The sequence below is a fragment of the Leptolyngbya sp. CCNP1308 genome (genome assembly GCF_034932455.1).
In the GTDB taxonomy this organism is placed as follows: Bacteria; Cyanobacteriota; Cyanobacteriia; order Phormidesmidales; family Phormidesmidaceae; genus Nodosilinea.
In genome coordinates this window covers 296,612-319,001 of record NZ_JAYGIH010000075.1, presented here as the reverse complement: position 1 = coordinate 319,001, position 22,390 = coordinate 296,612, and the positions used below count along the sequence as shown (strand labels likewise).

The window sequence follows — 22,390 nt, the reverse complement described above, 5'->3', positions numbered from 1 at the left end:
AGAAATGGCGCTGCTGGCGGGCCTCAAACCTTTGAAGAGCTAGAGCCCTAGGCCCAGCTGCCTGGCCAGGTGGTGACTAAAAACACGATTAAGCTAATCAGGGCGAGAACCCCCTGCAAAATATTGCCGACCAGGGTACCGACTACGATGGCCAGACCCACCTTGGCCGACTGCTTAACTCGCTGGAGCAGCTTTAGCTCGCGGCGGTGCAAAAATTCGCCGATAAAGGCCCCTAGCACTGTGCCCACCAGCAGCCCGAGCAGGGGAATGCCCGTTGGCAACAGGGGCAGCAGCCCAAATAGGCCCAAGAACATGCCCACAAAGGCCCCAATTTGGCCCCAGTTGCTGGCCCCGACCCGTTGAGCCCCCAGCACCCCGGCCAGATAGTCGATGGCAAAGCTGAGGACGAGCGCGGCGATCGCCACCCCGAGCGCCCACTTGAGCCCCACAAACCCCACCACTAGGCCCCAAATCACGATGGCCCCGACAATCAGCGTAATCCCAGGTAGGGCCGGTACGACTGCGCCCACTACCCCCACCCCCATGACCAGCACCAGGAGCCAGTACAGGGCTAGATGCCACGCCTCAGTGGTGTCGAGCGTCGTCGGCACCTGCACCTGAGCAGGCAAGCTGGCGATGCCGTGGCCGATCTGGATGAGCGCGTTGCTGAGGCCGTTGACCAGGCTGGCCACCCACTGCGTCACCTGGTAGTAAAGCCCAGAGGAATCCGGGGGCAGGGGCGATGCCGTTGGGTCAAAGGCTAAAAAATCAGGCATAGAAAACATCCTGGAGAAATGTTGCACGGCTGGGAGCAGGGTGCTGGGGTGATTGCCATTAGTCTAAGGCGGATCATAGCCAAAACCAGGGCGATCGCCAGGACGGTTAGAGGTGCGGCCATCCAGACATCTATATATATCCACGCTGGTTATGACAGAGTATCGACGCTGTCGTTAGGTTTGATGGGGCGGAGGGCGCTAGAGTTGGAGGACTCTATTTGACCCTACCGCTCCTGGAGCCCTGCCCTGTGCTGCCTAACTCTTGGCTACCCAAGCCTGTGCTGCCTGCATTCAACCCCCCAGCGCCTATCTTGGTCATTGCCGCTATGGCCTCGACCCAGCTGGGCTCAACCCTGGCAAAAAGCCTGTTTGGCCAGGTGGGGCCGCTGGGTATGGTGCTGCTGCGGGTGGGGTTATCGGCGCTGGTGCTGGTGGCCTGGTGTCGCCCCCGCTGGCGAGGCCATCGCCCGGCAGACTACCGGCTGCTGGTGGCCTTTGGCCTGTCGCTAGCGGTAATGAATGCGCTGTTTTACTGTGCGATCGCCCGCATTCCCATCGGTGTTGCCGTCGCGCTAGAGTTCTCGGGGCCGCTGACCGTCGCCCTGCTGCACTCGCGCCGCTGGCTCGACGGGCTGTGGGTGGCGATGGCGGCGGTGGGCATCGTGCTGCTGTCGCCCCTCAACACGCCATCGCTGGACAGTCTAGGGGTGGTGCTGGCGCTGCTGGCCGGGGTGGCCTGGGGTAGCTACATTGTGCTGTCGGCCCGCATGGGGCAGGCCTTTCGTGGTGGGGAGGGGCTGGCCCTGTCGATGGCAGTGGGTGCACTATTGCTGCTGCCTGTCGGGATCATGGCGGAGGGCCGACTGCTGCTTTCGCCTCATATTTTGCTGCTGGGGCTGGGGGTAGCGATGTTGGCCTCGACTCTGCCCTATTCGCTAGAGATGGCGGCGCTGCGGCGCATGCCGGTGACTGTGTTTGGTGTGCTGATGAGCTTGGAGCCTGCGATCGCCACCGTGATCAGCTTTTTCTGGCTCGGCGAAACCCTGACCCTGACGATGATCGGGGCCATTGGCTTAGTGACGATCGCCGCCGCCGGAATTGCGCTATCTCAGCCCGCCGCCAAGGTCGTTTGAATTAATTGGTTCCGCCAACGTGGGCTGTTCTGCTGAACTTAGGAAGCCAGCACCGCCTGAAACCCACCATTGCTTTATCCCAGCAGCGGGACTGCGATCGCCCATCGTCTTGGGGTAGGCTGTCTTGAGGGTCGGGCCAGCGGCAGAGGGGAATCGAAATCCTTGATTTTGGGGCCATTGATCAATTGCAAAGAAAGGCGGTTGCCTGGGTAAACCGCTGGCATTCCGTGGAACACTGTTGCTACACAGGGAATGCATTCTACCGTCGGCTATGAGTCTTTGTATTAATCCACGTTGCCGTCAGCCTAACCATCCCGAGAACGGCGGCAGCTCTACCTGCGTGGCCTGTGGGTCAGCCCTGGTGCTTCAGGGACGCTACCGAGTCATGCGGCTGATTAGCAGCGACAGCGGCTTTGGCCGCGTCTATGAGGCCTACGAGCGCAACGTCCCCAAAATTCTCAAGGTGCTCAAAGAGGGCTACAACGCCAACGCCAAGGTGGTGGAGCTGTTTCGCCGCGAGGCTCAGGTGCTGAGCCAGCTCAACCATCCGGGGGTGCCTCGGGTAGAGACCGAGGGCTATTTTCTCTACTACCCGGCGGATGACGGCGAACCCTCCCACTGCCTGGTCATGGAAAAAATCGAAGGCCCCAACCTGAGGCAGTGGATGGTGCAGCAGGGTAACCACCCGATCAGCGAAAAGCAGGCGATGCTCTGGCTCACCCAGCTCACCGACGTGCTCGATCTGGTGCACCAGCACAACTACTTTCACCGCGACATTAAGCCCGAAAATATTATGCTGCGCCCGTCGGGGCAGCTGGTGCTGGTCGATTTTGGGGCCGCCCGCGAGATGACCCAGACCTACATGGCCAACCTGGGCGACAGCGGCATTACCACGGTGAGTTCGGCGGGCTACACCCCCCCCGAGCAGGAGCAGGGCCAGGCGGTGCCCCAGTCTGACTTCTACGCCCTGGGCCGCACGCTGATCTATTTAATGACGGCCAAGCTGCCCAACGACTCGGCCATCTATAACTCACTCACCAATGCGTTTGCGTGGCGGGCTGTAGCATCGCAGATTTCGGCCCCCCTGGCCGATTTGATTGATGACCTGATTGCTCCGGCGGCGGCCAATCGCCCCCACAGCACGGAGGCGATTATGGAGCGTCTGGCTCGGGTGCGATCGCGCCAGGTTTCCGGTCTGCCTCGCTTGGCCAGCGCCGCCGCGCCCACCTGGCCCATGACCACCCTCAACCCCAACGAGGCCCAGACTCTCCCTGACCCGTCGCGCAGCTTTTTGCCCCCCTTATTTGATCAGCGCCCCTGGCTGCTGGCGGGTCTAACAGGGCTGGCCCTGGCGGTGCCCCTGGGCTGGTACGCGTTGAGCCAGGGGGCATTGCCCCTTGCGATCGGTGGCCCTCGGGTTGCAGCACCGGCTCTCCAGAATTTGACCGTCAGCCCAGGGGCGGTTCTGACCGGGCACGAGAACGATATCTACGATCTACTGCTGCTGCGAGACGGCAAAACGCTAATTTCTGCCAGTGCCGACAGCACCATTCGCATTTGGAACTTGGAGGACAACACCCTGCGCCACACCCTGGCCCATGCCAATGTGGTTCAGGCGATCGCCACTACCGTGGATCAGACAACCTTGATCAGCACCGGAGATGATCGCACCATTCGCTTTTGGTCACTGCCCGATGGCCGTGCCCTGGGGCAGATCGACAACGCCCACGGCACCCCCATCCGCGCCCTGGAGGTCAGCCGCAATGGGCGAATCTTGGTGAGTGCCGACAGCGAGGGCACCATTCAGCTATGGCCGTTGACCGACAGCACCGGTGCCCTCAACCTGGCGGGGATGTCGGCGGATGGCCCCAGCCACACCCTCCAGGCCGATGGCACCCTAAATGATCTGTTGTTTACCCGCGATAACACCATGCTGATCAGCGGCGGCAAAAGCCTCCAGCTTTGGGATCTGGCCAGTCTGGAGGATGCCGTTGCGGGGGCGGTCAACCCGCCCACCACTCTGGAGGGGCACAGTAGCTTTGTCAACCGCATCGAAATTACCGACGATGATCAAACCCTAGTGAGTGCCTCAGCCGATCAAAATGTGCTGCTTTGGGATATGGCGACAAAATCCCAAAGCGCTGTGCTGGAAGGACACCAGGGCTACGTCAACACTCTGCGTCTGGAGGGGTCTCAGCTCTGGAGCGCTGACGCTGACAAAACAATTTTGGTGTGGGATTTGCAGCAGAAGGCTCCGGTTCAGCGGATTACCGGCTTTGAAACCGATATCTGGCGCTTTACGGTGCAGCCCAGCGGCCAAATTATTACCATCGGCGGCACCCAGCCCTACATTCGGCTCTGGCAGCTAGATCAGTCCCTTGAGCCCTAGCTTTTGGCCGTGGCCAAGACTTTGCGGTGGTTGATGTCGAAGCGATCGCCGTGGGCCAGCAGGTGTAGCCGCAGCCCGTGGATGCTGAGCGGGTCGGCGGCGGTGATGTCGGGCTCGTTGGTGTGGATCATGGCGCTGGGGTCGACCACGGCAATTACCCCCTTGCCGATCACTTGAAAACTGCCGTCGCCCTCAAACAGAGCGCAGGTGTCTTCGTCAATGCCCAGGCCCAGACGGCTGGGCTGCATGGCCATGGCGCTCATCAGCCGGGCCATGCGGTTGCGGTTGTGGAAGTGCTGGTCAACAATCACCTCGGGCACAAAGCCGAGGCCAATGGCCATATCCACCAGGGAGCGGTTGGGCGACTCGCCGCTGCCGCCCCCGGCAATCATGTGGTGGCCCATGACCGCCGCCCCGGCACTGGTACCGCCCAGGGTAATTTCGCCGAGCTGAGCCCGCTGGCGAACAATATCTATCAGCGGGGTGTCGGCCAGCAGCCCGCACAGGCGCACCTGGTCGCCGCCGGTAATAAATACCCCAGTGCAGGGTTCGACAGTGGTTTTCCAGCTGGGGTCTTCCCCCTGGGCGCGATCGCGAATATCCATCACTACGGTTTCTGGGGCGCCCATATCGGCAAAAATCTGCTGATATCGGGCTGAAATCGCCACCGGATCCCGAGACGCACAGGGAATAATACCAATGCAGGCCGCCGTCCCCCCAGACCGCTCGAAAAAGGTATGCAAAATCTCTTTACCGTGGACTTTATCTTCTGCGCCGCCAATGGCCAGAATCGCATGGTGCTTAACGGGAGACATGGGCCGCTCAACAAAGGGACGAAAATTGCTACCTAGACTCAATTACTGCATGATAGAGAGCGTTATATACCAAGTCCAGCTTGAGATCTGTAGTTTGCCTACAGGTAAGACTCCACTTTTGGACTTGGATGAAATTGACTCAACCCATCAGGTCGTTAGGCCTCAGCAGTCTAGGCTATGACAACTGGCATTTCGGGGGCTTCCCATCTAAGAGTAGATGTTGTCAGCCTGTTTCCAGACTTTTTTGCATCTCCCCTGGAGTCAGGGCTGATTGGTAAAGCCCTGGCGCGCCAAATTGCAGAAGTTTATCTTACCAATCCCAGGGACTTTACAACGGATAAGCACCACCGGGTCGATGACGAACCCTACGGCGGCGGTGTGGGCATGCTGATGAAGCCCGACCCCATCTTTGCGGCGGTAGAATCGCTGCCGGTGCTGCCCCGCCGCGAGGTGATTTTGCTCACCCCCCAGGGCGAGACCATGACCCAAAACTTGTTTCGCCATTTGGTCACGATGGATCAGCTGGTGCTGATCTGCGGCCACTACGAAGGGGTCGATGAGCGGGTCAGCCATTTGCTCACCCGCGAGGTATCCCTGGGGGATTTTGTGCTCACCTGCGGCGAAATACCCGCCCTGACGCTGATTAACGGTGTGGTGCGGCTACTGCCGGGCACTGTCGGCAAGACCGATTCCCTGCGCTTTGAAAGTTTTGAAACGCCGCTGCTGGACTATCCCCAGTACACCCGCCCGGCCAGCTTTCGCGGTTGGGAGGTGCCGGAGGTGCTGCGATCGGGCAACCACGAGGCGATCGCCCAGTGGCGACGGCAGCAGCAGATCGAGCGCACGCGGCAGCGGCGACTGGATTTGTATGAGCGGTGGGTGGAGGAGGGTGGGGAGTAAGTGAGTGGATGGGTAGGCGGGTGGGCTGCCGGAGGGGGCATCCGCGCAGCGATGCCCCCTCTCAAAAGTCTTGTCCTCAGGTCATTTAAGCGTGGAGAAGAACATGGGAATCCGAATTGGCAACGGGTACGATATTCATCGGCTGGTGGAGGGGCGATCGCTGATTTTGGGTGGCGTCACCATTCCGCACCACCTGGGGCTCGATGGCCACAGCGATGCCGACGTGCTGACCCACGCAATTATGGATGCGCTGCTGGGGGCACTGAGTTTGGGCGATATTGGCCTGTACTTTCCACCGGGGGATCCGGAGTGGGCGGGGGCCGACAGCCTGAAGCTGCTGGTGCAGGTGAATGCCATGGTGCAAGATCGGGGCTGGCAGGTGAGCAACATTGACTCGGTGGTGGTGGCCGAGCAACCCAAGCTGAAGCCCCACATTGAAACGATGCGAGCGCGCCTGGCCGACAAACTGGGCCTCAACCCCGACCAGGTGGGGGTTAAAGCGACGACCAACGAAACCCTAGGCCCGGTGGGCCGCCAGGAGGGGATCGCGGCCTATGCCGTGGCGCTCCTCACGACCGCCGACTAACCCCCTCGCTGGGCTTGCCCAAGTCGCTAAAACTTAGCTGCCGTGACCTGGGAACCTTTTGAACCTCAGAGGGTCAAACCACTTTGTAAAATCTTTGTGAGCCAGAGCCTCTGCGTATGTAGATTTGACCCAAAAAACTCTCAGCAATGGTTGTAAAAGATACTTAATCTGTTCGAGAAACCCGTAAGCTTACTTTATAATATCTTCAAGATTGATAAAGGTTTAGAGCGGAATTTGCGGTAATAGCTGTGTATCTACTGCTGAGCTTCGATTGGGTCTTGTCTCAAGGCTAATCCGTAGAGGGTTCGCGGCTTTAGGTGCTGGTTTTTGTCTTAGAGGCAAAGGGGTAGGCTCAGATGACTAACGTCATGCAATCGCTGGTGGCAACGGGCCACACCATTCGTGGAGTTTGTTACGCAAAGTCCAGTTATTTAAACCAGGCGATCGCAGCGCTGTCGGCCATTCCCCCAGAGCGGGTTGGCCTCAACGGTGAATACGACTACTACGGCTTGGCTAAGCGCATTAAGACGAGCTTTCACGGTCAGGTGGGGCGCGACGCCGTCAAGCAAATCACCGTCAAGCAGCGCGGCTCAGCCGTCATTCTCAGCGGCCAGGTAGACACCCTAAACCTGCTCGATCAGCTCGTTGACCTGGCACTGCATACCGAAGGTACCACCCACGTCGAGGTACACGACGTGCAGGTCAATGTTCTAGAGCTAGCCCAGCCAGCGCGGGTCGCTTAAGGAGATTTTTAGAAAAGAAGATCCTCTCTTTATCAAGCAGCTGTAACCACCGTAGGGTGGGCAGTGCCCACCATTAGGGAGAAAGTTTTCCAAAAGTCGCCTAAGCAATCTCCACCCAGCCTGGGTTGCTTAGGCCATAGGCGTTGAGCCATCGTTGACGGCCAGGCGCAGGGCAGAGAGGGCGAGAATCACCAAGAACAGCCCCAGCCCAATGGTGCAGGCATAGCTAATTTCTAGCTTCTGAAAGGCCTGCTCGTAGATGTAGTAGACCACCGTTTTAGAACTGTGGCGCGGCCCGCCCTGGGTCATGATGTAGACCTCCTCAAAGACTTTGGTGGCGGCGATCGCCGAAATCACCCCCACCAGTACCAGGTAGGGCCGCATCAGCGGCAGGGTAATATCCCAGTGGCGTCGCCAGCCGTCTGAGCCATCTAGCGCCGCCGCCTCGTACAGGTCTTGGGGAATGCCCTGGAGCCCCGCCAGATAAATCACCATGTAGTAGCCCAACCCCTTCCACACCGTCACTGCCATGACGCTGAACAGCGCCAGGGTTGGGCTAGTCAGCCAGGGAATGCCGTTCTCAGTCAGCCCTAGAGACTTGAGCACCTGGTTAAACAGGCCGGTCTCGGCGTAGAGCCAGCGCCAGGCAATACCCGCCACCACCATCGACACCACCACGGGCGAATAGTAGGCCACCCGCAGCCAGTGAATGCCCCGCAGCTGCCGGTTGACTAAAATGGCCAAGCCCAGGGGCGCAAAGGTGAGAATTGGCACCACCCCAGCTAAGTACACCAGGGTGTTGCGCACCGTCTGCCAGAAGATTGGGTCGGTTCTCAGCCGCTGCACATTGGCCCAACCCACCCAGGTGGGCGCCGCCGTCAGGTCTACCCCAAAGGTGGTAAAGCTCAGATAAAATGCTCGCAGCGCGGGCCAAAACACCGAGATCCCCAGAGCCACCAGGGCGGGCAGCAAAAACAAATAAGGAATCGCCCGCTGGGGAATAGTCAGCCGCGATCGCCAAGATTGACCCAAATTAACGTGAGGGGAAGTGGTCATGGGGAACTGAAATCTCAAGAAAGCCCGTAGCCAGAATAGCGGAAAGTACCTACTTGCGGGAGGCCAGAAACCGGGTTTCTGGATTTAGAAGTTCTCGGCCTGGGTGAGATGCCCCCGCCAAGGTCAAAGCCCTTAAAACATAGAATTTCAGGTTGTAAAATTAAGTCTGATTGAGATTTTCGCGGTAACTATTCCCGCTCTGTCGCCTATGGCACCCATCACGTATTCTCCTCCTGTCAACGCCTTGCTCCAGCTTGGGGAAAAGCATATACACCTGGGCGAAGAATGGCCCGACTATGCCAAGCTCTATGACTTCACCGCCGAGCACATTCCCGATCTGATTCAGATGGCGATTGACCAAGATCTCAATTGGGCTCCAGCCGATAGCCCAGAGGTTTGGGCACCTCTTCACGCTTGGCGAGCGTTAGGGCAGCTCAAAGCAGAGGCGGCCATTGAGCCACTGCTGTCTGTCTTTCACGTAATGGAAGACAGCGACTGGTTCTCGGAGGATATGCCCAATGTATTTGCGTTGATTGGGCCAGCGACCATTCCCCCGGTGCGTGCTTTTTTAGCTGACTCTGAGAATGCCTTCTATTGTCGGTGGACAGCAGCTAGTATCTTGGTCAAACTTGGCCAAACCCATCCCCAGGTGCGAGCTGACTGCCTAGCCATCCTAGAACAGCAGCTTGAGCAATATTCTAAAAACAGTCCTATGTTCAACGGGGTTTTGATTGCCAGCCTGATGGATTTAGAGGCTCAGGAATCAGCCCCCTCAATAGAGCGAGCATTTGCGGCTAAACGGGTTGACCCATCCATCGCTGGAGATTGGATTGACGTCCAATACGGACTGGGGCTGATTTCGCGGGCAGAGGTCTATGACCTTCGCCGCCATGTGGATGCCGAAAAGCTCAGGTCAAAAGCCTCTAAGGTAGGTGCTGAACCCACCAAGGGCTTTGGGGCCAAGCTACCTCAAAAGAAGAAAAAGCGCTGACTTGTCGGCTAACGCCCTTCCCCCAGTAGCGGCGTCAGATCCAGATGTTCGCCAACGGCCTCGGTGAGTTCATTGAGAATGACCTCGCGCTGTTCGCGGTAGTTGGGGATGCCGGTGGGCAGTGAGCTCAGGCCCCGCTGCTGGCGCAGACGGTTGAGCCAGGCCCGCCGCCAGGGGCCATTGTCGAAGATACCGTGGAGGTAGGTGCCCCACAGCGACTGGCTGGCATCAACTACGCCCAGGCTGCGGTCTTCAAACAGGAATTCGAACTTGGTGCCCTTCTCGTCTAAGCCGTCGGAGAGCAGCAACTGGGTGCGGCCCTGGTGCAGCTCGTAGCCCGACACCGGTAGCCCCTCCTGGGGAAAGCGGGAGCTGACGGTGCGCTGGCGGGCAATCTTTTGCTGGGTAATAACTGTGCGTAGCGGGAACAGGTCGAGGCCGGGGAAACGGCCCTCGTGGCCCTCAATGCCCTCGGGGTCGGCCAAGAACTGCCCCATCATCTGGAAGCCGCCGCAGACGCCCATCACCGTGCCCCCAGAGGCTACGTAGTTCTGGATTTCTTCGGCCATGCCGGTGCGCTGCAAAATCAGCAGGTCGGCAATGGTGGTCTTGGTGCCGGGGATGATGACGGCGTCTGGGTAGCCCAGCTTTTCTTTGGGGCTGCGGTAGACCACCCGCACGTTGGGCTCGGCCTCTAGCGGGTCGAAGTCGGTGAAGTTAGAGATGCGGGGCAGGCGAATGACGGCGATGGTGATGTCGGCCTGTTTTTTGCTGCCAGGGGTGCGATCGAGCAGGCTGAGGGAGTCTTCGGCGGGCAGAGCGTTTTCAATCCAGGGCACGACGCCGAGGACGGGGATGCCGGTGCGCTCTTTGAGCCAGGTGAGGCCAGGTTCGAGCACCTCGCGCTGGCCGCGAAACTTGTTGATGATGATGCCTTTGACCAGGGCACGCTCTTCAGGATCCATCAGCTCTAGGGTGCCGACGATGTGGGCGAAGACGCCGCCGCGATCGATGTCGGCCACCAGCACGGTGGGGGCATTGAGGTGCTTGGCGATCCGCATGTTGGTGAGGTCGCGGTGCTTGAGGTTAACTTCCACCGGGCTGCCCGCCCCTTCGCACACCAAAAAGTCAAAGTCTTGGCCGAGGCGGGTAAGGCTTTCTTGAATGGCCTGCCAGCCCTGATCAAAGAAGTTTTCGTAGTACTGCATGGCGGTAGTACGCCCCACGGCTCGGCCCTTGAGTATCACCTGGGAGGTCATGTCGCCCTGGGGCTTGAGCAAGATAGGGTTCATCTCGACCTGGGGGGGCACGCCTGCGGCCCAAGCCTGTACCGCCTGGGCATAGCCCATTTCGCCGCCGTTGGCGGTGACATACGAGTTAAGGGCCATGTTCTGCCCTTTAAAGGGGGCGACCCGCCAGCCCCGGCGGCTGAGAATGCGGCAGAGGGCCGTGGTAATCAGTGATTTGCCCACGTGGGAGGCTGTTCCCACTACCATGATTGCTCTCATGGAGCGTCTCCAAAGTTGAATGAGTTCGACGGGCGCAAGCCTGGGCTTTGGTAAAAGGCTCGTCTTGAGGACGAAGGCCTAGCCCCCAGCTACTCCCTATGCAGATTCTTCAGGAACAACACAACCCATCAGGACGATGCTAGGTCAAGTCAAGTCTAGACGGGGCTCATCACTGGCCTGGGCACCAGCTTGGCGATGGTCAAAGACTATTTCAGTAGAGCCATCGCACCCACCGGCACCATGCATTATAGAGATGATCGCCTAGGGTGGGGCGATACTGCCCTGGGCTGAGGGAAGACAAGCTCTCAAACACCTGGCGACCCATAGGGGTGAGGCGAAAGCTGTCGGTGAGCCCCTGACCATCGACTTCGCGGCGCAGAATGCCAACGGCGATTAGCCACATCATTTCGTTTTCGGCCCGAAGCTCGGCCAGGTTGCGACGGCTGTAGCGGCTTTTGACGCCCGCTGGGCCGCACACCTGGCGGATGGAGATGCTCTGCGATCGCATATCTCCCAGCAGATCTAGCCGAAACGAAGAACACCGAAAGGCGCGCTCGGCCCGTTTGAGCGATCGCCGGGGATAGCGCAGGGCAATGGCTTGATCTGATTCAACTGGCTCGACTGGGGCCATGGGTTTAGCAATGGTGACTGTCTTAAATTGTAGGTTTAATCCACCCATAAGCGGGCGATAAGCGGGCCGCAAGCAGGGAAGAATTTTGAATCAAGGGCGATTTAGTAGCAGCGATTACTTTCTAATCCCTAAGCAATTGCTAAGCCTATAGGTGCATCAACCTAAAACCAATCAACCACTCTAAATAGCCAAAAGGGTTTCTAGGGTTCCGGCCTGCCGCAGCGGTAGGTGCCTGGTCCGAGAGAAGCCGCCAGATTGCCCTTAGCCCTGCGTTGTTAGCGGCTCCATGCATTTGGTACACGGCGGGATAAAAGCCCGGGAGGATAGCGAAGCACCGCTTTGCCATTCTCTCGGGCTGCTGTTTTTCGTAGTTTTTTCTCCCATAGCACCCACCACCCATGGCCCACCCGCTCCCCCCGGAAATTGAAGCCCTCAAATCCTCCCTAGAGGCCAAAGGCGTCAAGTACGCCCTAGCCAGCTACGTGGATATCCACGGCATGGGTAAGGCCAAAATGGTGCCGCTGGCTCACCTGGGTCAGATGATGGCGGGCTCAGAGCTGTTTACCGGGGCGGCCCTGGATGGGGTGCCCCAGGCGATCAGCGATGAGGAGGTGGCGACGATGCCCGACCCGGCCTCGGCCACGGTGCTGCCCTGGAAGCCCGAGGTCGCCTGGTTTGCCAGCGATCTCTACCTGGAAGGAAAACCCTTTGACGCCTGCTGCCGCACCATTCTCAAGCAGATGCTGGCCAAGGCGGCGGCGATGGGGTTTACCTTCAACCTGGGCATTGAGACCGAGTTCTTTATGCTCAAAGAAAACGCGGACGGGAGCTTTGGGCCGGTGAGCGATCGCGACCACCTGGCCAAACCCTGCTACGACCTGCCCAGCCTGCTTGACAACGCCCCCTGGCTGACCGAACTAGTCGAGTACATGAACGATCTGGGCTGGGACGTGTACTCCTTTGATCATGAAGACGCCAACGGCCAGTTTGAGACCGACTTTGCCTACAGCGACGCCCTGACCATGGCCGATCGCCTCACGTTCTTTCGGCTGATGGTGAAAGAAGTGGCCCGCAAACACGGCTACCTGGCCAGCTTTATGCCCAAGCCCTTTGGCGATCGCACCGGCAGCGGAGCCCACTACAACATGTCGCTAGCCGACATCGAAACTGGGCAGAATTTGTTTGAAAACTCCGACGACCCACGCGGCTGCAAGCTCTCGACGCTGGGCTACCAGTTTATTGCTGGGGTGCTGCGCCACGCCAAGGCGATCTGCGCCGTCACCTGCCCCACGGTCAACAGCTACAAGCGGCTGCTGCGCCAGGGCAGCATGTCGGGCTTTACCTGGGCTCCGGTCTACATCTGCTACGGCAACAACAACCGCACCAACATGCTGCGCATTCCCCTGGCGGGAGGCCGGGTCGAGTGCCGCGCCGCCGATATTGCCACCAACCCCTACCTGGGGGCGGCGATGATTTTAGCTGCCGGGCTGGAGGGCATTGCTGAGGGGCTAGACCCCGGCGACCCCCACACCGAAAACATGTATGACTATTCCTTGGGTGACCTAAAGGCGATGGGCATCGACATGTTGCCCCGCACCCTGCAAGAGGCGATCGACGCCTTTGAGGCCGACCCCCTCAGCCAGGCCGTGATGGGGCCGCTGATGTACCAAACCTACATCGACTTTCGCCGCCAGGAATGGGAGGAGTACCACACCCACATTTCCGACTGGGAAATTAAGCGATATCTGAAGTTTTTCTAGCGGCGTCAGCCATACCCCTCGGGTGTTCCTACAGTTTTCCTTCCCTGTATTTATGAGTCTTCAACAACCATGAAACGACGTACCTTTTTACCCACGCTGTTTGCCTTCTGTTGCAGTCTGTTGATTACCGTCAGCTGCGCCCAAAGTACCCCCCAGGCCGATGCCCCGGCTGAGGGCACTGCGGATGCGCCCGTGACCGCTACAACTGGCGAACCCGTGAAGCTTGGCTACAGCAGTTGGGCGGGCTGGTGGCCCTGGGCGATCGCCGAAGAAGAGGGCCTGTTCGAAGCCAATGGAGCCAACGTCGAGCTGATCTGGTTTGACGGCTACCTGGAGTCGATGCAGGCTCTAGCCGCCGGGCAGCTCGATGCCAACAGCCAAACCCTCAACGACACCATTTCTTTTGCGGGGGATGCGGTCAACGGCATGGTGGCGGTGCTGGTGAACGATAACTCCGCCGGTAACGACAAGGTGATTGGGGCCGAGGGCATCGACACAGTCGCCGATCTGGCGGGCAAAAGCGTTGCCCTAGAAGAAGGCGTGGTGGGCGACTTTTTGCTCACCCTGGCGTTAGAAGATGCCGGGCTGACCCGCGCCGATGTGGAAATTAAGAACCTGGAAACCGGAGCCGCCGCCACCGCCTTTGCCGCTGGACAGGTAGATGGCTTCGCAGGCTGGGTACCTTTTTGGGAGACAGCGCTGTCTCGCGAGGGCAGCCAGGAACTGGTGACCTCAGAGGAATATCCCGGCGCGATTCCTGACCTGCTGGTGGTCAGCCAAAAGCTGATTGACAGCCGCCCCGACCAGGTACAGGCCCTGGTAAATACCTGGTTCGACATTTTGGCCTTTATCGAAACCAACCCTGACCAGGCAAACGCAATTATGGCAAAGCGAGCCAGCATCAGCGACTCTGAGTTTGAGAAGTACACCGAGGGCACCAAAATTTTCACCCTAGACGAAAACCTGGAGGCCTTTAGCGCTGGCGGCGACGACATGAAGTACATGCCCTACGCGGCGCAGCAAATGGCCGACTTTATGGTGGAGGTTGGGTTTATCCCCGAAGCCCCTGACCTAGAAGCCATTCTCGATGACCAGTTTGTTAAGGCTTACTCTGCTGAGAAGTAGCCGTTGATGCAAGCCCCCATCGCCGAACTGTAGATGATGGGGGTGCCCGCCTGTAGGTTTGTTGTACGTTTGGGCTAACCCCTGTGACTCCTGCTTCCCCATCGTTTTCCACCGCGCCCCGGTCTACCCAGGGCATGAAGCCCAGCGTCTTTTGGCGACTGGCAGACGACATTCCTAAATCCATGAGCACGGCGCTGATGGTGCTCTCCATCGCGGTGCCCTTTGCCCTCTGGTGGCTCGTGGCCAGCCTGGATCTAGTAAACGACAAGTTTTTGCCGTCGCCCTGGCAGGTGGCCCAGGCGCTGGGGCGGCTGTGGACGGACGGATTTTTGCTGGGCGATACCGCCGCCAGCATTATGCGGGTGACGGTGGGCTTTGGGCTGGCAGCGCTGGTGTCGGTGCCCATCGGCATTGCCATGGGGGCGTTTGCTAGCGTGCGATCGCTGCTTGAACCCATCATCGGCGTGGTGCGCTACATGCCGCCCCCGGCCTTCATTCCTCTGCTGATCATCTACTTGGGTTTGGGGGAAGCGCCCAAAATCGCCCTGATCTTCATGGGCACCGTGTTCTTCAACATCCTGATGATCATGGATGCGGTGAAGTTTGTACCCAAGGCTCTGCTCGAAACCACCTATACCCTCGGTGGCAAGCGGCGGCAGGCACTGTTTCAAGTGATTACGCCCTACGTGGTGCCCAACATTATCGACACCTTTCGCATCAACATTGCCACCTCTTGGAGCCTGGTGGTGGTGGCAGAGCTGGTGGCGGCAGAAAACGGTTTGGGCAAACGGATCGTGCTGGCCCAAAAGTTTTTCAACACCGACGAAATCTTTGCCTGCCTGATCATTCTGGGCGTAATCGGCTTCGCCCTGGATTTGTCGCTTAGAGCCTTGATGAAAGCCACCTGCAAATGGGCCGTGGAATGATCGATGACCTTCCCCAGCTTGTAAGACACAGGGTTTCCCAGAGTCGATCCCTCCGGATGCTCGTGGTCTAAGTCTCACTTCATACCCCCCTTTTTAAGGGGGGCCGGGGGGATCAAAGCAGGGTCTCCCACCCCACCGAACTTTCTCTATTCATCCTGAATCCGACTCAATCCAGTTTTGGTGGGCACTGCCCACCCTACGGTAGCTATCCGCCCCGTCATCCCCACCAACACCATGCACTTAGAAATCAACAATCTCAGCAAACAGTTCGACACTCCCCAAGGGTCGGTGCTAGCGCTCGATGACATCAACATGCACGTCGAAACGGGCGAGTTTGTCTGCGCGGTGGGAGCCTCAGGCTCCGGCAAATCGACGCTGCTGCGGCTGGTGGCGGGGCTGGATATGCCGACGGCGGGAGAGATTACGGTAGATGGCCAGGTGGTGACCGGGCCAGGATCCGATCGCGGCATGATCTTCCAGAGCTATACCCTCTATCCCTGGATGACGGTGCAAAAAAATGTGGAGTTTGGCCTCAAGCTCCAGGGCGTGGGGCCAAAGGAGCGGCGAGAAATGGCCTCCTACTATTTAGACGTGGTGGGGCTGACCAAGTTTGCGCGATCGCTGCCCAAGCAGCTCTCTGGCGGCATGAAACAGCGGGTGGCGATCGCTCGCACCCTGGCCTCGCGGCCCAAAATTATGCTGATGGATGAGCCCTTTGGCGCGCTAGACGTGCAGACCAAAGAGACTATGCAGCAGTTCATGCTCGACCTGTGGAACCGCACCGGGGTGAGCATTTTGATGATCACCCACGATGTCGATGAGGCGGTGTTTCTCTCCCAGCGCATCTATGTGCTGACGGCCCACCCCGGCACCATTCAGCGGGAGGTGTTTGTGGATCTGCCCAGCGATCGCGATTACACCATTCGCCGCGATCGCGCCTTCCAAGACACCCGCGAAGGCATCATGGATCTGCTGCGGGGAAAGACAGCTCCGGCGTTAGTGAGCTGATGGGGAGTGAAAACTGATGGTTTCGAGTCTGCCGATGCGATCGCCCACTGCCCCCGATGCCCACGGGCTGCCGGAGCGATTTTTGCTCACCGCCGATCACTACACTAATCCCCGCTGGATCCCCATTGAGCAGCGGGCGATTTTTCGTCGCACCTGGCTCTATGTGGGTGACGGGGCACAACTTCAGCCAGGCATGGTATGGGCCAAGTCAGTAGCGGGCGCTCCCTTGCTGATCGTGCGCGACAACGTTGGCGAGCTGCGGGCCTTTTACAACCTCTGCCCCCACCGCGCGGCGATTCTGTCGCCCCAGGCGGGCATTCACCCCTGCCAGAAATTGGTGTGCCCTTACCACGCCTGGGTTTACGATCTGGCTGGAGATTTGGTGGGGGTGCCTTCCCAAAATCAGTTTCCGCAGTCATTTGAGAAGCAAGAGTTTGCGCTGCGATCGCTGCGGCTAGAGACCTGGGCAGGCTTCATGTTCGTCTGTTTTGATGACAGCGCGCCGCCCCTGATCGAGTTTCTGGGCAGCATTCCTGAGAACTTAGGACAGCACCGCACCGCCGCCACCCAACACCTAGCAGCCAAGCAGTACACCGTCGCCTGCAACTGGAAGAACTACCACGACAACACTTTGTGCGATTACCATGTGGCGATCGCCCACCGCACCACCCTCAACCAGGTGCAAGGCCCCATTCGCCACTACCAGCACCAGCTCGAAGCCTTCGTCAACCTGCTCTACACCCCCACCACCTCTGACTGGCAGGCCGAAAACCCCATTTTGCCCACCCTCCAGGGCCGCAGCCGCGAGGGATTTTTTACCTACGGCATCTACCCCAACCTGCACCTGCTGGGGCTGCCCAACGGCCTGCTGGCCTGGCTGCACATTGAGCCGCTCACCGTCGAGACTTGCCAGGTTTCCCTAGATATCTACGGCGATCCCGAATTTTGCCCGCCCACCGAAACCTTGCTGGCTGAGTTTGAAGCCTTCATGCAAGAAGATATGGTGCTCACCGAAAGTGTGCAGCAGGGCTATGCCAGCGGTGTCTACACCCCCGGCCCGGTGAGTGGTTTAGAAGCGCGGATCATTCACCAGCAAAAATTGATTTGGGAAGCCCTTGCAGCGGTTGGTGAGGCTGCTTAGCAGCATGAATGGATCTGGGCAAACCACCGTTTGCCCCTACGCAGAGCCCTTGTTGCATAGCGCTGGGTTAACTGGTGGGCAATGCCCACCCTACGATTAGCTAATCCTAAATTTTGAATTCTAAACTTTGAACTGATCGGGTACATTCAAAACTCAAAACTCTCCCCCTTCCCCACCCTCCTCACCTCCCCGACCCTCCTCACCTTCTCCACCTCCCCCATGCCCCCCAACCCATTCCTCGGCGTCTGGCAGCGCCGCTCTATCCAGTTTGACCAAGGCCCGATCGAAACCAGCCAATCCGTCCTGTGGATCCAGGCTGAAACCTACTTTGCCGACGTGCGTAGCGCTCCCTTTGCGGGACGGCTGACGCCAGAGCGGTACCGGGGGATGGACTGGCGATCGCGCTTCGACGCCGACCTGCTGGGCTTTGCTGGCACCTTTATCTGGTCTGAAGCCCCTCCGACCTGTACCTGGCACCATCGCCTTGCCCTCACCCCTCGCCAGTGGCCTGACACCAGCAACTATCACTGGCTGGGACCAGACGAATTCTTAGAACAGGGCACCTGTGAGGATGACGAGGGTGGTCTCCACCCCTTTGTTGAGCACTGGCATCGCCTGCACCCCGGCCCAGCACAGGTGTGGTGTTTGGAGCGGGGCGAACATCAGGGGCAGGCCCTGAGGGTGGGCAACTGGGCTGTCTTGGTGCATCAATGGCGTGATCCCCTAGCGGCTGTCCCCTTAGATGGGGAGACCTTTCGCGCGTTTTCTGCGACGGCTTGGGAGTATCGGCAGGGCACCTGGCAGGCTCTATTTGGGACAGAGGCCAGCCTCGGTATCCCACCGCAGTGGACGCCGCTTGACTTGGATGACCCATTAGGCCCGTGGCGGCTGAACTGCTCGGTGCCAGCGAACCGGAGCCTAGAGCTTAACTAAGTATTGAGCCTGGACATCTGGCAAACTCTCGATGATAAGGTAAAGCCTTACGTTCTGTAGAAACGTTCAAACGTTTGAACGTTTTCAAGGAAAATGTCTCAACCAGACAGGCTATAGCCACAAACCAACGGCAGAGATATTTTCAGCATTCAGCACACAGGTCGCGCTATGAGTCCAAAAGTTCTCCCTGGCCAAAGCTTCCCCCTGGGGGCCACCGTCTACGCCGTGGGGGTGAATTTTTGTCTGTACTCCAAACATGCCACTGGCATAGATCTGCTGCTGTTTGAGGTCGATGATCTGACCCAGCCTAGTCAGGTCATTACTTTAGACCCGATTCGGAACCGCACCTTTTACTACTGGCACCTGTTTGTGCCGGGGTTGAGAAGCGGGCAGATCTACGCCTACCGCGTCCACGGCCCCTTTGACCCGGCCCACGGCCACCGCTTCGACGCCACTAAGGTGCTGCTCGACCCCTACGCCCGCGCCATAGTCGGGGACGACACCTACGATCGCAGCCATGCCATTGGCCCCGGCGACAACTGCGCCACCGCCATTAAAGGGGTGGTGGTCGATACGCGCAACTATGACTGGGGGGGCGATCGCCCCCTGCACATTCCCTACTCCAGCAGCGTCATTTATGAGATGCACGTGGGCGGCTTTACCCGTCACCCCTCCTCGGGGCTGCCCGATGAGCAGCGGGGCACCTACGCCGGGCTAATCGAAAAAATTCCCTACCTGCAAGAGCTGGGCATTACGGCTGTGGAGCTGCTGCCCATTCACCAATTCGATGCCCAAGACGCCATGCCCGGCCACGAAAACTACTGGGGCTACAGCACCCTGGGCTTTTTTGCTCCCCACCGCGCCTATAGCTCGCGCAAAGACCCCCTGGGGCCGGTGAACGAGTTTCGTGACATGGTCAAAGCCCTGCACCAGGCCGGTATTGAAGTCATTCTCGATGTGGTGTTTAACCACTCCGCCGAGGGCAACCACGAAGGCCCCACTTTGAGCTTTAAGGGCATCGATAACGAAACCTACTACATGCTCGAAGACAACCCGATCTACTACTCCAACTACAGCGGCTGTGGCAATACGCTATCGCCCAACCATGCGGTTGTCGGGCGCATGATTCTCGACAGCCTGCGCTACTGGGTGTCAGAGATGCATGTGGATGGCTTTCGCTTTGACCTGGCTTCGGTGATGTCGCGCGACATGGCGGGCAACCCCCTGGAAGACCCGCCGATTTTGTGGAACATTGAGTCGGAGCCGATTTTGGCGGGCACCAAGATCATTGCCGAGGCCTGGGATGCGGCGGGGCTATACCAGGTGGGCAGCTTTATCGGCGATCGCTTTGCCGAATGGAATGGCCCCTACCGCGACCATGTGCGCCAGTTCCTCAAGGGCGATGCCAACTGCGTGCCCGACCTGGCCGCCCGTCTGCTGGGCAGCCCCGACATTTACCAAAAGCCCAACCGCGAGCCCAATCGCAGCATTCACTTTGTCACCTGCCACGATGGCTTTACCCTCAACGACCTGGTGTCATACAACCAAAAGTACAACGAGGCCAACGGCGAACACAACCGCGACGGCACCGACGCCAACTACAGCTGGAACTGCGGGGTAGAGGGTCTATCGGCCCCGCCCGAGGTCGAGCAGCTGCGCCAGCGGCAGATCAAAAACTTTCTCACGCTGCTGTTTATGGCCCAGGGCACCCCCATGCTGCTGATGGGCGACGAGGTGCGTCGCACCCAGCGGGGCAACAACAACGCCTACTGTCAAGACAACGACCTGAGCTGGTTCAACTGGGATGCCGTGGAGAAAGAACAGCCGCTGCTGCGCTTTACCCGGGGGCTGATTCACTTTATTCAAAACCTGAAGGTGTTTCAGCTAGAGCACCTGTTACGGGTGACCAACACCTGGCACTACGAACCCCACATCGTCTGGCACGGCACTGCCCTCAACCAGCCCGACTGGTCTGAGCAATCCCGCACCCTGGCTTTTACCCTGCGCTACCCCGACGCCAAGGAGCAAATTCACGTCATGCTCAACGCCTATTGGGAGGCGCTGACGTTTGATCTGCCAGAGCTGGGGCCGCGCGATGGCCTATGGCCGGTCTCTGACCAACGCTGGCACCGCATCGTAGACACTGCCGTGCCGCCGCCCCGCGATTTTTGCTACCCCGAAGAAGCCCCGGTGTTTGAAAGCGATCGCTACCCGGTGGGGGCGCGATCGACCGTAGTGCTAATGAGTCAGGGGCAAGTTTAGCGTTCCCTGGGTCTGCGCGCCCAGATCTGAGATTCTCTACGCTGTCCTGTATCCTAAACCCAGATCAGCCCTGGCTTAGCCGTCTTGTACCTCACCTCCCTCTCGCTCAGGCACTTTCGCAACTACGGCGAGCAGCAGATTGACTTTGCCGCTCCCAAGACCATTTTGGTGGGGGAAAATGCCCAGGGTAAGTCAAATTTGCTGGAGGCCGTGGAGCTGTTGGCGACGCTGAAGTCGCACCGGACGAGCCGCGATCGCGATCTCGTCCAGCAAGACCAGCCCGTCGCCCAAATCACCGCCTCAGTCCGGCGCGACCTGGGCCTGGCCGATCTCTCGTTGGTGCTGCGCCAGGCGGGGCGGCGCACGGCCATTCTCAACGGCGAAAAGCTGCGGCGACAGCTCGACTTTCTCGGGGCGCTTAACGCGGTGCAGTTCTCTAGCCTCGATCTTGACCTGGTGCGGGGCGGGCCGGGGGAGCGGCGCGACTGGCTCGATACGCTGCTGATTCAGCTAGAGCCGGTCTATGCCCACATTCTCAGCCAGTACAACCAGGTGCTCAAGCAGCGCAACGCCCTGATCAAAAAATCCTACGGCGACGACGAGGGGGAAGCTGGGCCATCTGTAGACGCCACTGAGTTTGCCCTGTGGGATGCCCAACTGGCGGCCCTGGGCACGCGGGTGATTCGGCGGCGGGCCAGGGCGATCGATCGCCTCGCCCCGATCGCCCACCAGTGGCACCAGGCAATCAGCGGCCAGCGCGAAGACCTGCGGATTCACTACCAGCCCAATGTGCCGATGGTGGAGGATGACCCGCAGGTGATTCAGGCCAGCTTTTTGGAGAAGATTAAGCTGAGGGCGATCGCAGAGCAGCACCAGCGCACTAGCCTAGTTGGCCCCCACCGCGACGACATCGAGTTTGCCATCAACGACACCCCCAGCCGCCAGTACGGTTCCCAAGGCCAGCAGCGCACTCTGGTGCTGGCCCTCAAGCTGGCGGAGCTGCACCTGATCGATGAGGTGGTGGGCGAACCGCCCCTGCTGCTGCTCGACGATGTGCTGGCCGAGCTAGATCTCAACCGCCAAAACCAGCTTTTAGACGCCATTCAAGACCGCTTTCAAACCATTATCACCACCACTCACTTGGGCGCTTTTGGCAGCCAGTGGATGGCCTCATCGCAGATTTTGACTGTCAAGGCGGGGCGGATTGAGGGCAGCTAAACCATTTCAGTATTTGGCTTTATGAGAGAACGTTTTTACATTCAAGTTTGAGCAGGTGATCACAGTATGTTTGAACGACAGCAAACCGTCTCCACCCCTGCGAATGGTCATACCATTTCCCACGGCATCGCGCCATGTTGAGCCGTGGCAGCTACTTTAGCTTGCTCAGTCTGGGCAGCGCGGGCAGCATTCTGAGCATTGGCAGCACCGGCAGCATTCTGAGCATCGGCAGCGCGGGGAGTATCTTGAGCATTGGTAGTGCAGGCAGCATTTTGAGCGTGGGCAGCGCCGGTAGCGTGCTGTCGGTTCTGAGTCTGGACAGCATTCTCAGCGTCTTGCAGTTTTGGGCCGTTCGCAACTTTTGAATAAGTGTTCTTTTAGCTATAGTAATGGCAAAAAAATGGAAACCAATACAGAAAAATCGCCAAAAAGGATTTTAACATGGTGAAGAATATCTCTTATTCTCAACCAAGAAATTGACAAGTATTT

The 22,390-nt window shown here is 59.0% G+C and carries 20 protein-coding genes and 1 riboswitch; of the genes, 15 read left to right on the top strand and 5 right to left on the bottom strand.

Annotation, left to right across the window (positions count from 1 at the left end; all coding sequences use genetic code 11):
- Positions 1 to 47 precede the first annotated feature (47 nt).
- Positions 48 to 776, bottom strand: a complete 729-nt coding sequence (locus VB780_RS21685; protein WP_323353266.1) for a DUF456 domain-containing protein — start codon at positions 774 to 776, stop codon at positions 48 to 50.
- 248 nt (positions 777 to 1,024) lie between these two features.
- On the opposite strand from VB780_RS21685, the gene VB780_RS21680 reads away from it, so the two are divergent.
- Together VB780_RS21680 and VB780_RS21675 are read left to right on the top strand one after the other, a co-directional pair.
- Positions 1,025 to 1,909, top strand: coding sequence for an EamA family transporter (locus tag VB780_RS21680; protein WP_323353265.1), 885 nt, complete (start codon positions 1,025 to 1,027; stop codon positions 1,907 to 1,909).
- Between the two features lie 271 nt (positions 1,910 to 2,180).
- Positions 2,181 to 4,298: a serine/threonine-protein kinase gene (locus VB780_RS21675; RefSeq protein ID WP_323353264.1), complete on the top strand. Its 2,118-nt coding sequence runs from the start codon at positions 2,181 to 2,183 to the stop codon at positions 4,296 to 4,298.
- On the opposite strand, the gene VB780_RS21670 is transcribed toward VB780_RS21675, so the two are convergent.
- Complete coding sequence (locus tag VB780_RS21670; protein WP_323353263.1) at positions 4,295 to 5,113, bottom strand: cyanophycinase; 819 nt, start codon at positions 5,111 to 5,113, stop codon at positions 4,295 to 4,297. The genes VB780_RS21675 and VB780_RS21670 overlap by 4 nt on opposite strands.
- Positions 5,114 to 5,290: 177 nt before the next feature.
- On the opposite strand from VB780_RS21670, the gene trmD reads away from it, so the two are divergent.
- The 3 genes from trmD (at position 5,291) to VB780_RS21655 (ending at position 7,342) form a co-directional block, all read left to right on the top strand.
- The gene (trmD, locus tag VB780_RS21665; RefSeq protein WP_323353262.1) at positions 5,291 to 6,013 is read left to right on the top strand and encodes a tRNA (guanosine(37)-N1)-methyltransferase TrmD; all 723 of its coding nucleotides are present in this window, start codon (positions 5,291 to 5,293) and stop codon (positions 6,011 to 6,013) included.
- Between the two features lie 103 nt (positions 6,014 to 6,116).
- A complete protein-coding gene (gene ispF, locus VB780_RS21660; RefSeq protein ID WP_323353261.1) occupies positions 6,117 to 6,599 on the top strand; it encodes a 2-C-methyl-D-erythritol 2,4-cyclodiphosphate synthase in 483 nt (160 codons plus the stop codon).
- 356 nt (positions 6,600 to 6,955) lie between these two features.
- Positions 6,956 to 7,342 (top strand): hypothetical protein, encoded by a 387-nt coding sequence (locus VB780_RS21655; protein WP_323353260.1) that lies wholly within the window; start codon positions 6,956 to 6,958, stop codon positions 7,340 to 7,342.
- 129 nt (positions 7,343 to 7,471) lie between these two features.
- On the opposite strand, the gene VB780_RS21650 is transcribed toward VB780_RS21655, so the two are convergent.
- Positions 7,472 to 8,398 (bottom strand): sugar ABC transporter permease, encoded by a 927-nt coding sequence (locus tag VB780_RS21650; protein WP_323353259.1) that lies wholly within the window; start codon positions 8,396 to 8,398, stop codon positions 7,472 to 7,474.
- A gap of 208 nt (positions 8,399 to 8,606) precedes the next feature.
- On the opposite strand from VB780_RS21650, the gene VB780_RS21645 reads away from it, so the two are divergent.
- Positions 8,607 to 9,389, top strand: coding sequence for a DUF1186 domain-containing protein (locus VB780_RS21645; RefSeq protein ID WP_323353258.1), 783 nt, complete (start codon positions 8,607 to 8,609; stop codon positions 9,387 to 9,389).
- An 8-nt stretch (positions 9,390 to 9,397) separates the two neighbouring features.
- Here the strand turns inward: VB780_RS21645 and cobQ are convergent, their stop codons facing one another.
- Both cobQ and VB780_RS21635 read right to left on the bottom strand, forming a co-directional pair.
- Positions 9,398 to 10,897 (bottom strand): cobyric acid synthase CobQ, encoded by a 1,500-nt coding sequence (gene cobQ, locus VB780_RS21640; protein WP_323353257.1) that lies wholly within the window; start codon positions 10,895 to 10,897, stop codon positions 9,398 to 9,400.
- Positions 10,898 to 11,108: 211 nt separating this feature from the next.
- Positions 11,109 to 11,528 (bottom strand): Npun_F0494 family protein, encoded by a 420-nt coding sequence (locus VB780_RS21635; protein WP_323353256.1) that lies wholly within the window; start codon positions 11,526 to 11,528, stop codon positions 11,109 to 11,111.
- A 189-nt stretch (positions 11,529 to 11,717) separates the two neighbouring features.
- Positions 11,718 to 11,852, top strand: a riboswitch (guanidine-I (ykkC/yxkD leader).
- A 74-nt stretch (positions 11,853 to 11,926) separates the two neighbouring features.
- Here VB780_RS21635 and glnT point away from each other — a divergent pair.
- The 9 genes from glnT (at position 11,927) to VB780_RS21590 (ending at position 22,266) form a co-directional block, all read left to right on the top strand.
- On the top strand, positions 11,927 to 13,288 hold the full coding sequence (glnT, locus tag VB780_RS21630) for a type III glutamate--ammonia ligase (protein ID WP_323353255.1): 1,362 nt from the start codon (positions 11,927 to 11,929) through the stop codon (positions 13,286 to 13,288).
- Between the two features lie 69 nt (positions 13,289 to 13,357).
- Positions 13,358 to 14,413: an ABC transporter substrate-binding protein gene (locus tag VB780_RS21625; protein ID WP_323353254.1), complete on the top strand. Its 1,056-nt coding sequence runs from the start codon at positions 13,358 to 13,360 to the stop codon at positions 14,411 to 14,413.
- Positions 14,414 to 14,496: 83 nt separating this feature from the next.
- Positions 14,497 to 15,339, top strand: a complete 843-nt coding sequence (locus VB780_RS21620; RefSeq protein ID WP_323353253.1) for an ABC transporter permease — start codon at positions 14,497 to 14,499, stop codon at positions 15,337 to 15,339.
- Positions 15,340 to 15,519: 180 nt separating this feature from the next.
- Entirely contained in the window at positions 15,520 to 16,347 is an 828-nt protein-coding gene (locus tag VB780_RS21615; RefSeq protein ID WP_323353252.1) for an ABC transporter ATP-binding protein, read from the top strand.
- 16 nt (positions 16,348 to 16,363) lie between these two features.
- A complete protein-coding gene (locus tag VB780_RS21610; protein ID WP_323353251.1) occupies positions 16,364 to 17,488 on the top strand; it encodes an aromatic ring-hydroxylating dioxygenase subunit alpha in 1,125 nt (374 codons plus the stop codon).
- A gap of 219 nt (positions 17,489 to 17,707) precedes the next feature.
- Entirely contained in the window at positions 17,708 to 18,421 is a 714-nt protein-coding gene (locus VB780_RS21605) for a hypothetical protein (RefSeq protein WP_323353250.1), read from the top strand.
- Positions 18,422 to 18,589: 168 nt separating this feature from the next.
- On the top strand, positions 18,590 to 20,683 hold the full coding sequence (gene glgX / locus VB780_RS21600) for a glycogen debranching protein GlgX (protein ID WP_323353249.1): 2,094 nt from the start codon (positions 18,590 to 18,592) through the stop codon (positions 20,681 to 20,683).
- 84 nt (positions 20,684 to 20,767) lie between these two features.
- Positions 20,768 to 21,901 (top strand): DNA replication/repair protein RecF, encoded by a 1,134-nt coding sequence (gene recF / locus VB780_RS21595; protein ID WP_323353248.1) that lies wholly within the window; start codon positions 20,768 to 20,770, stop codon positions 21,899 to 21,901.
- Positions 21,902 to 22,035: 134 nt separating this feature from the next.
- Complete coding sequence (locus VB780_RS21590; RefSeq protein ID WP_323353247.1) at positions 22,036 to 22,266, top strand: hypothetical protein; 231 nt, start codon at positions 22,036 to 22,038, stop codon at positions 22,264 to 22,266.
- Positions 22,267 to 22,390: the final 124 nt, after the last annotated feature.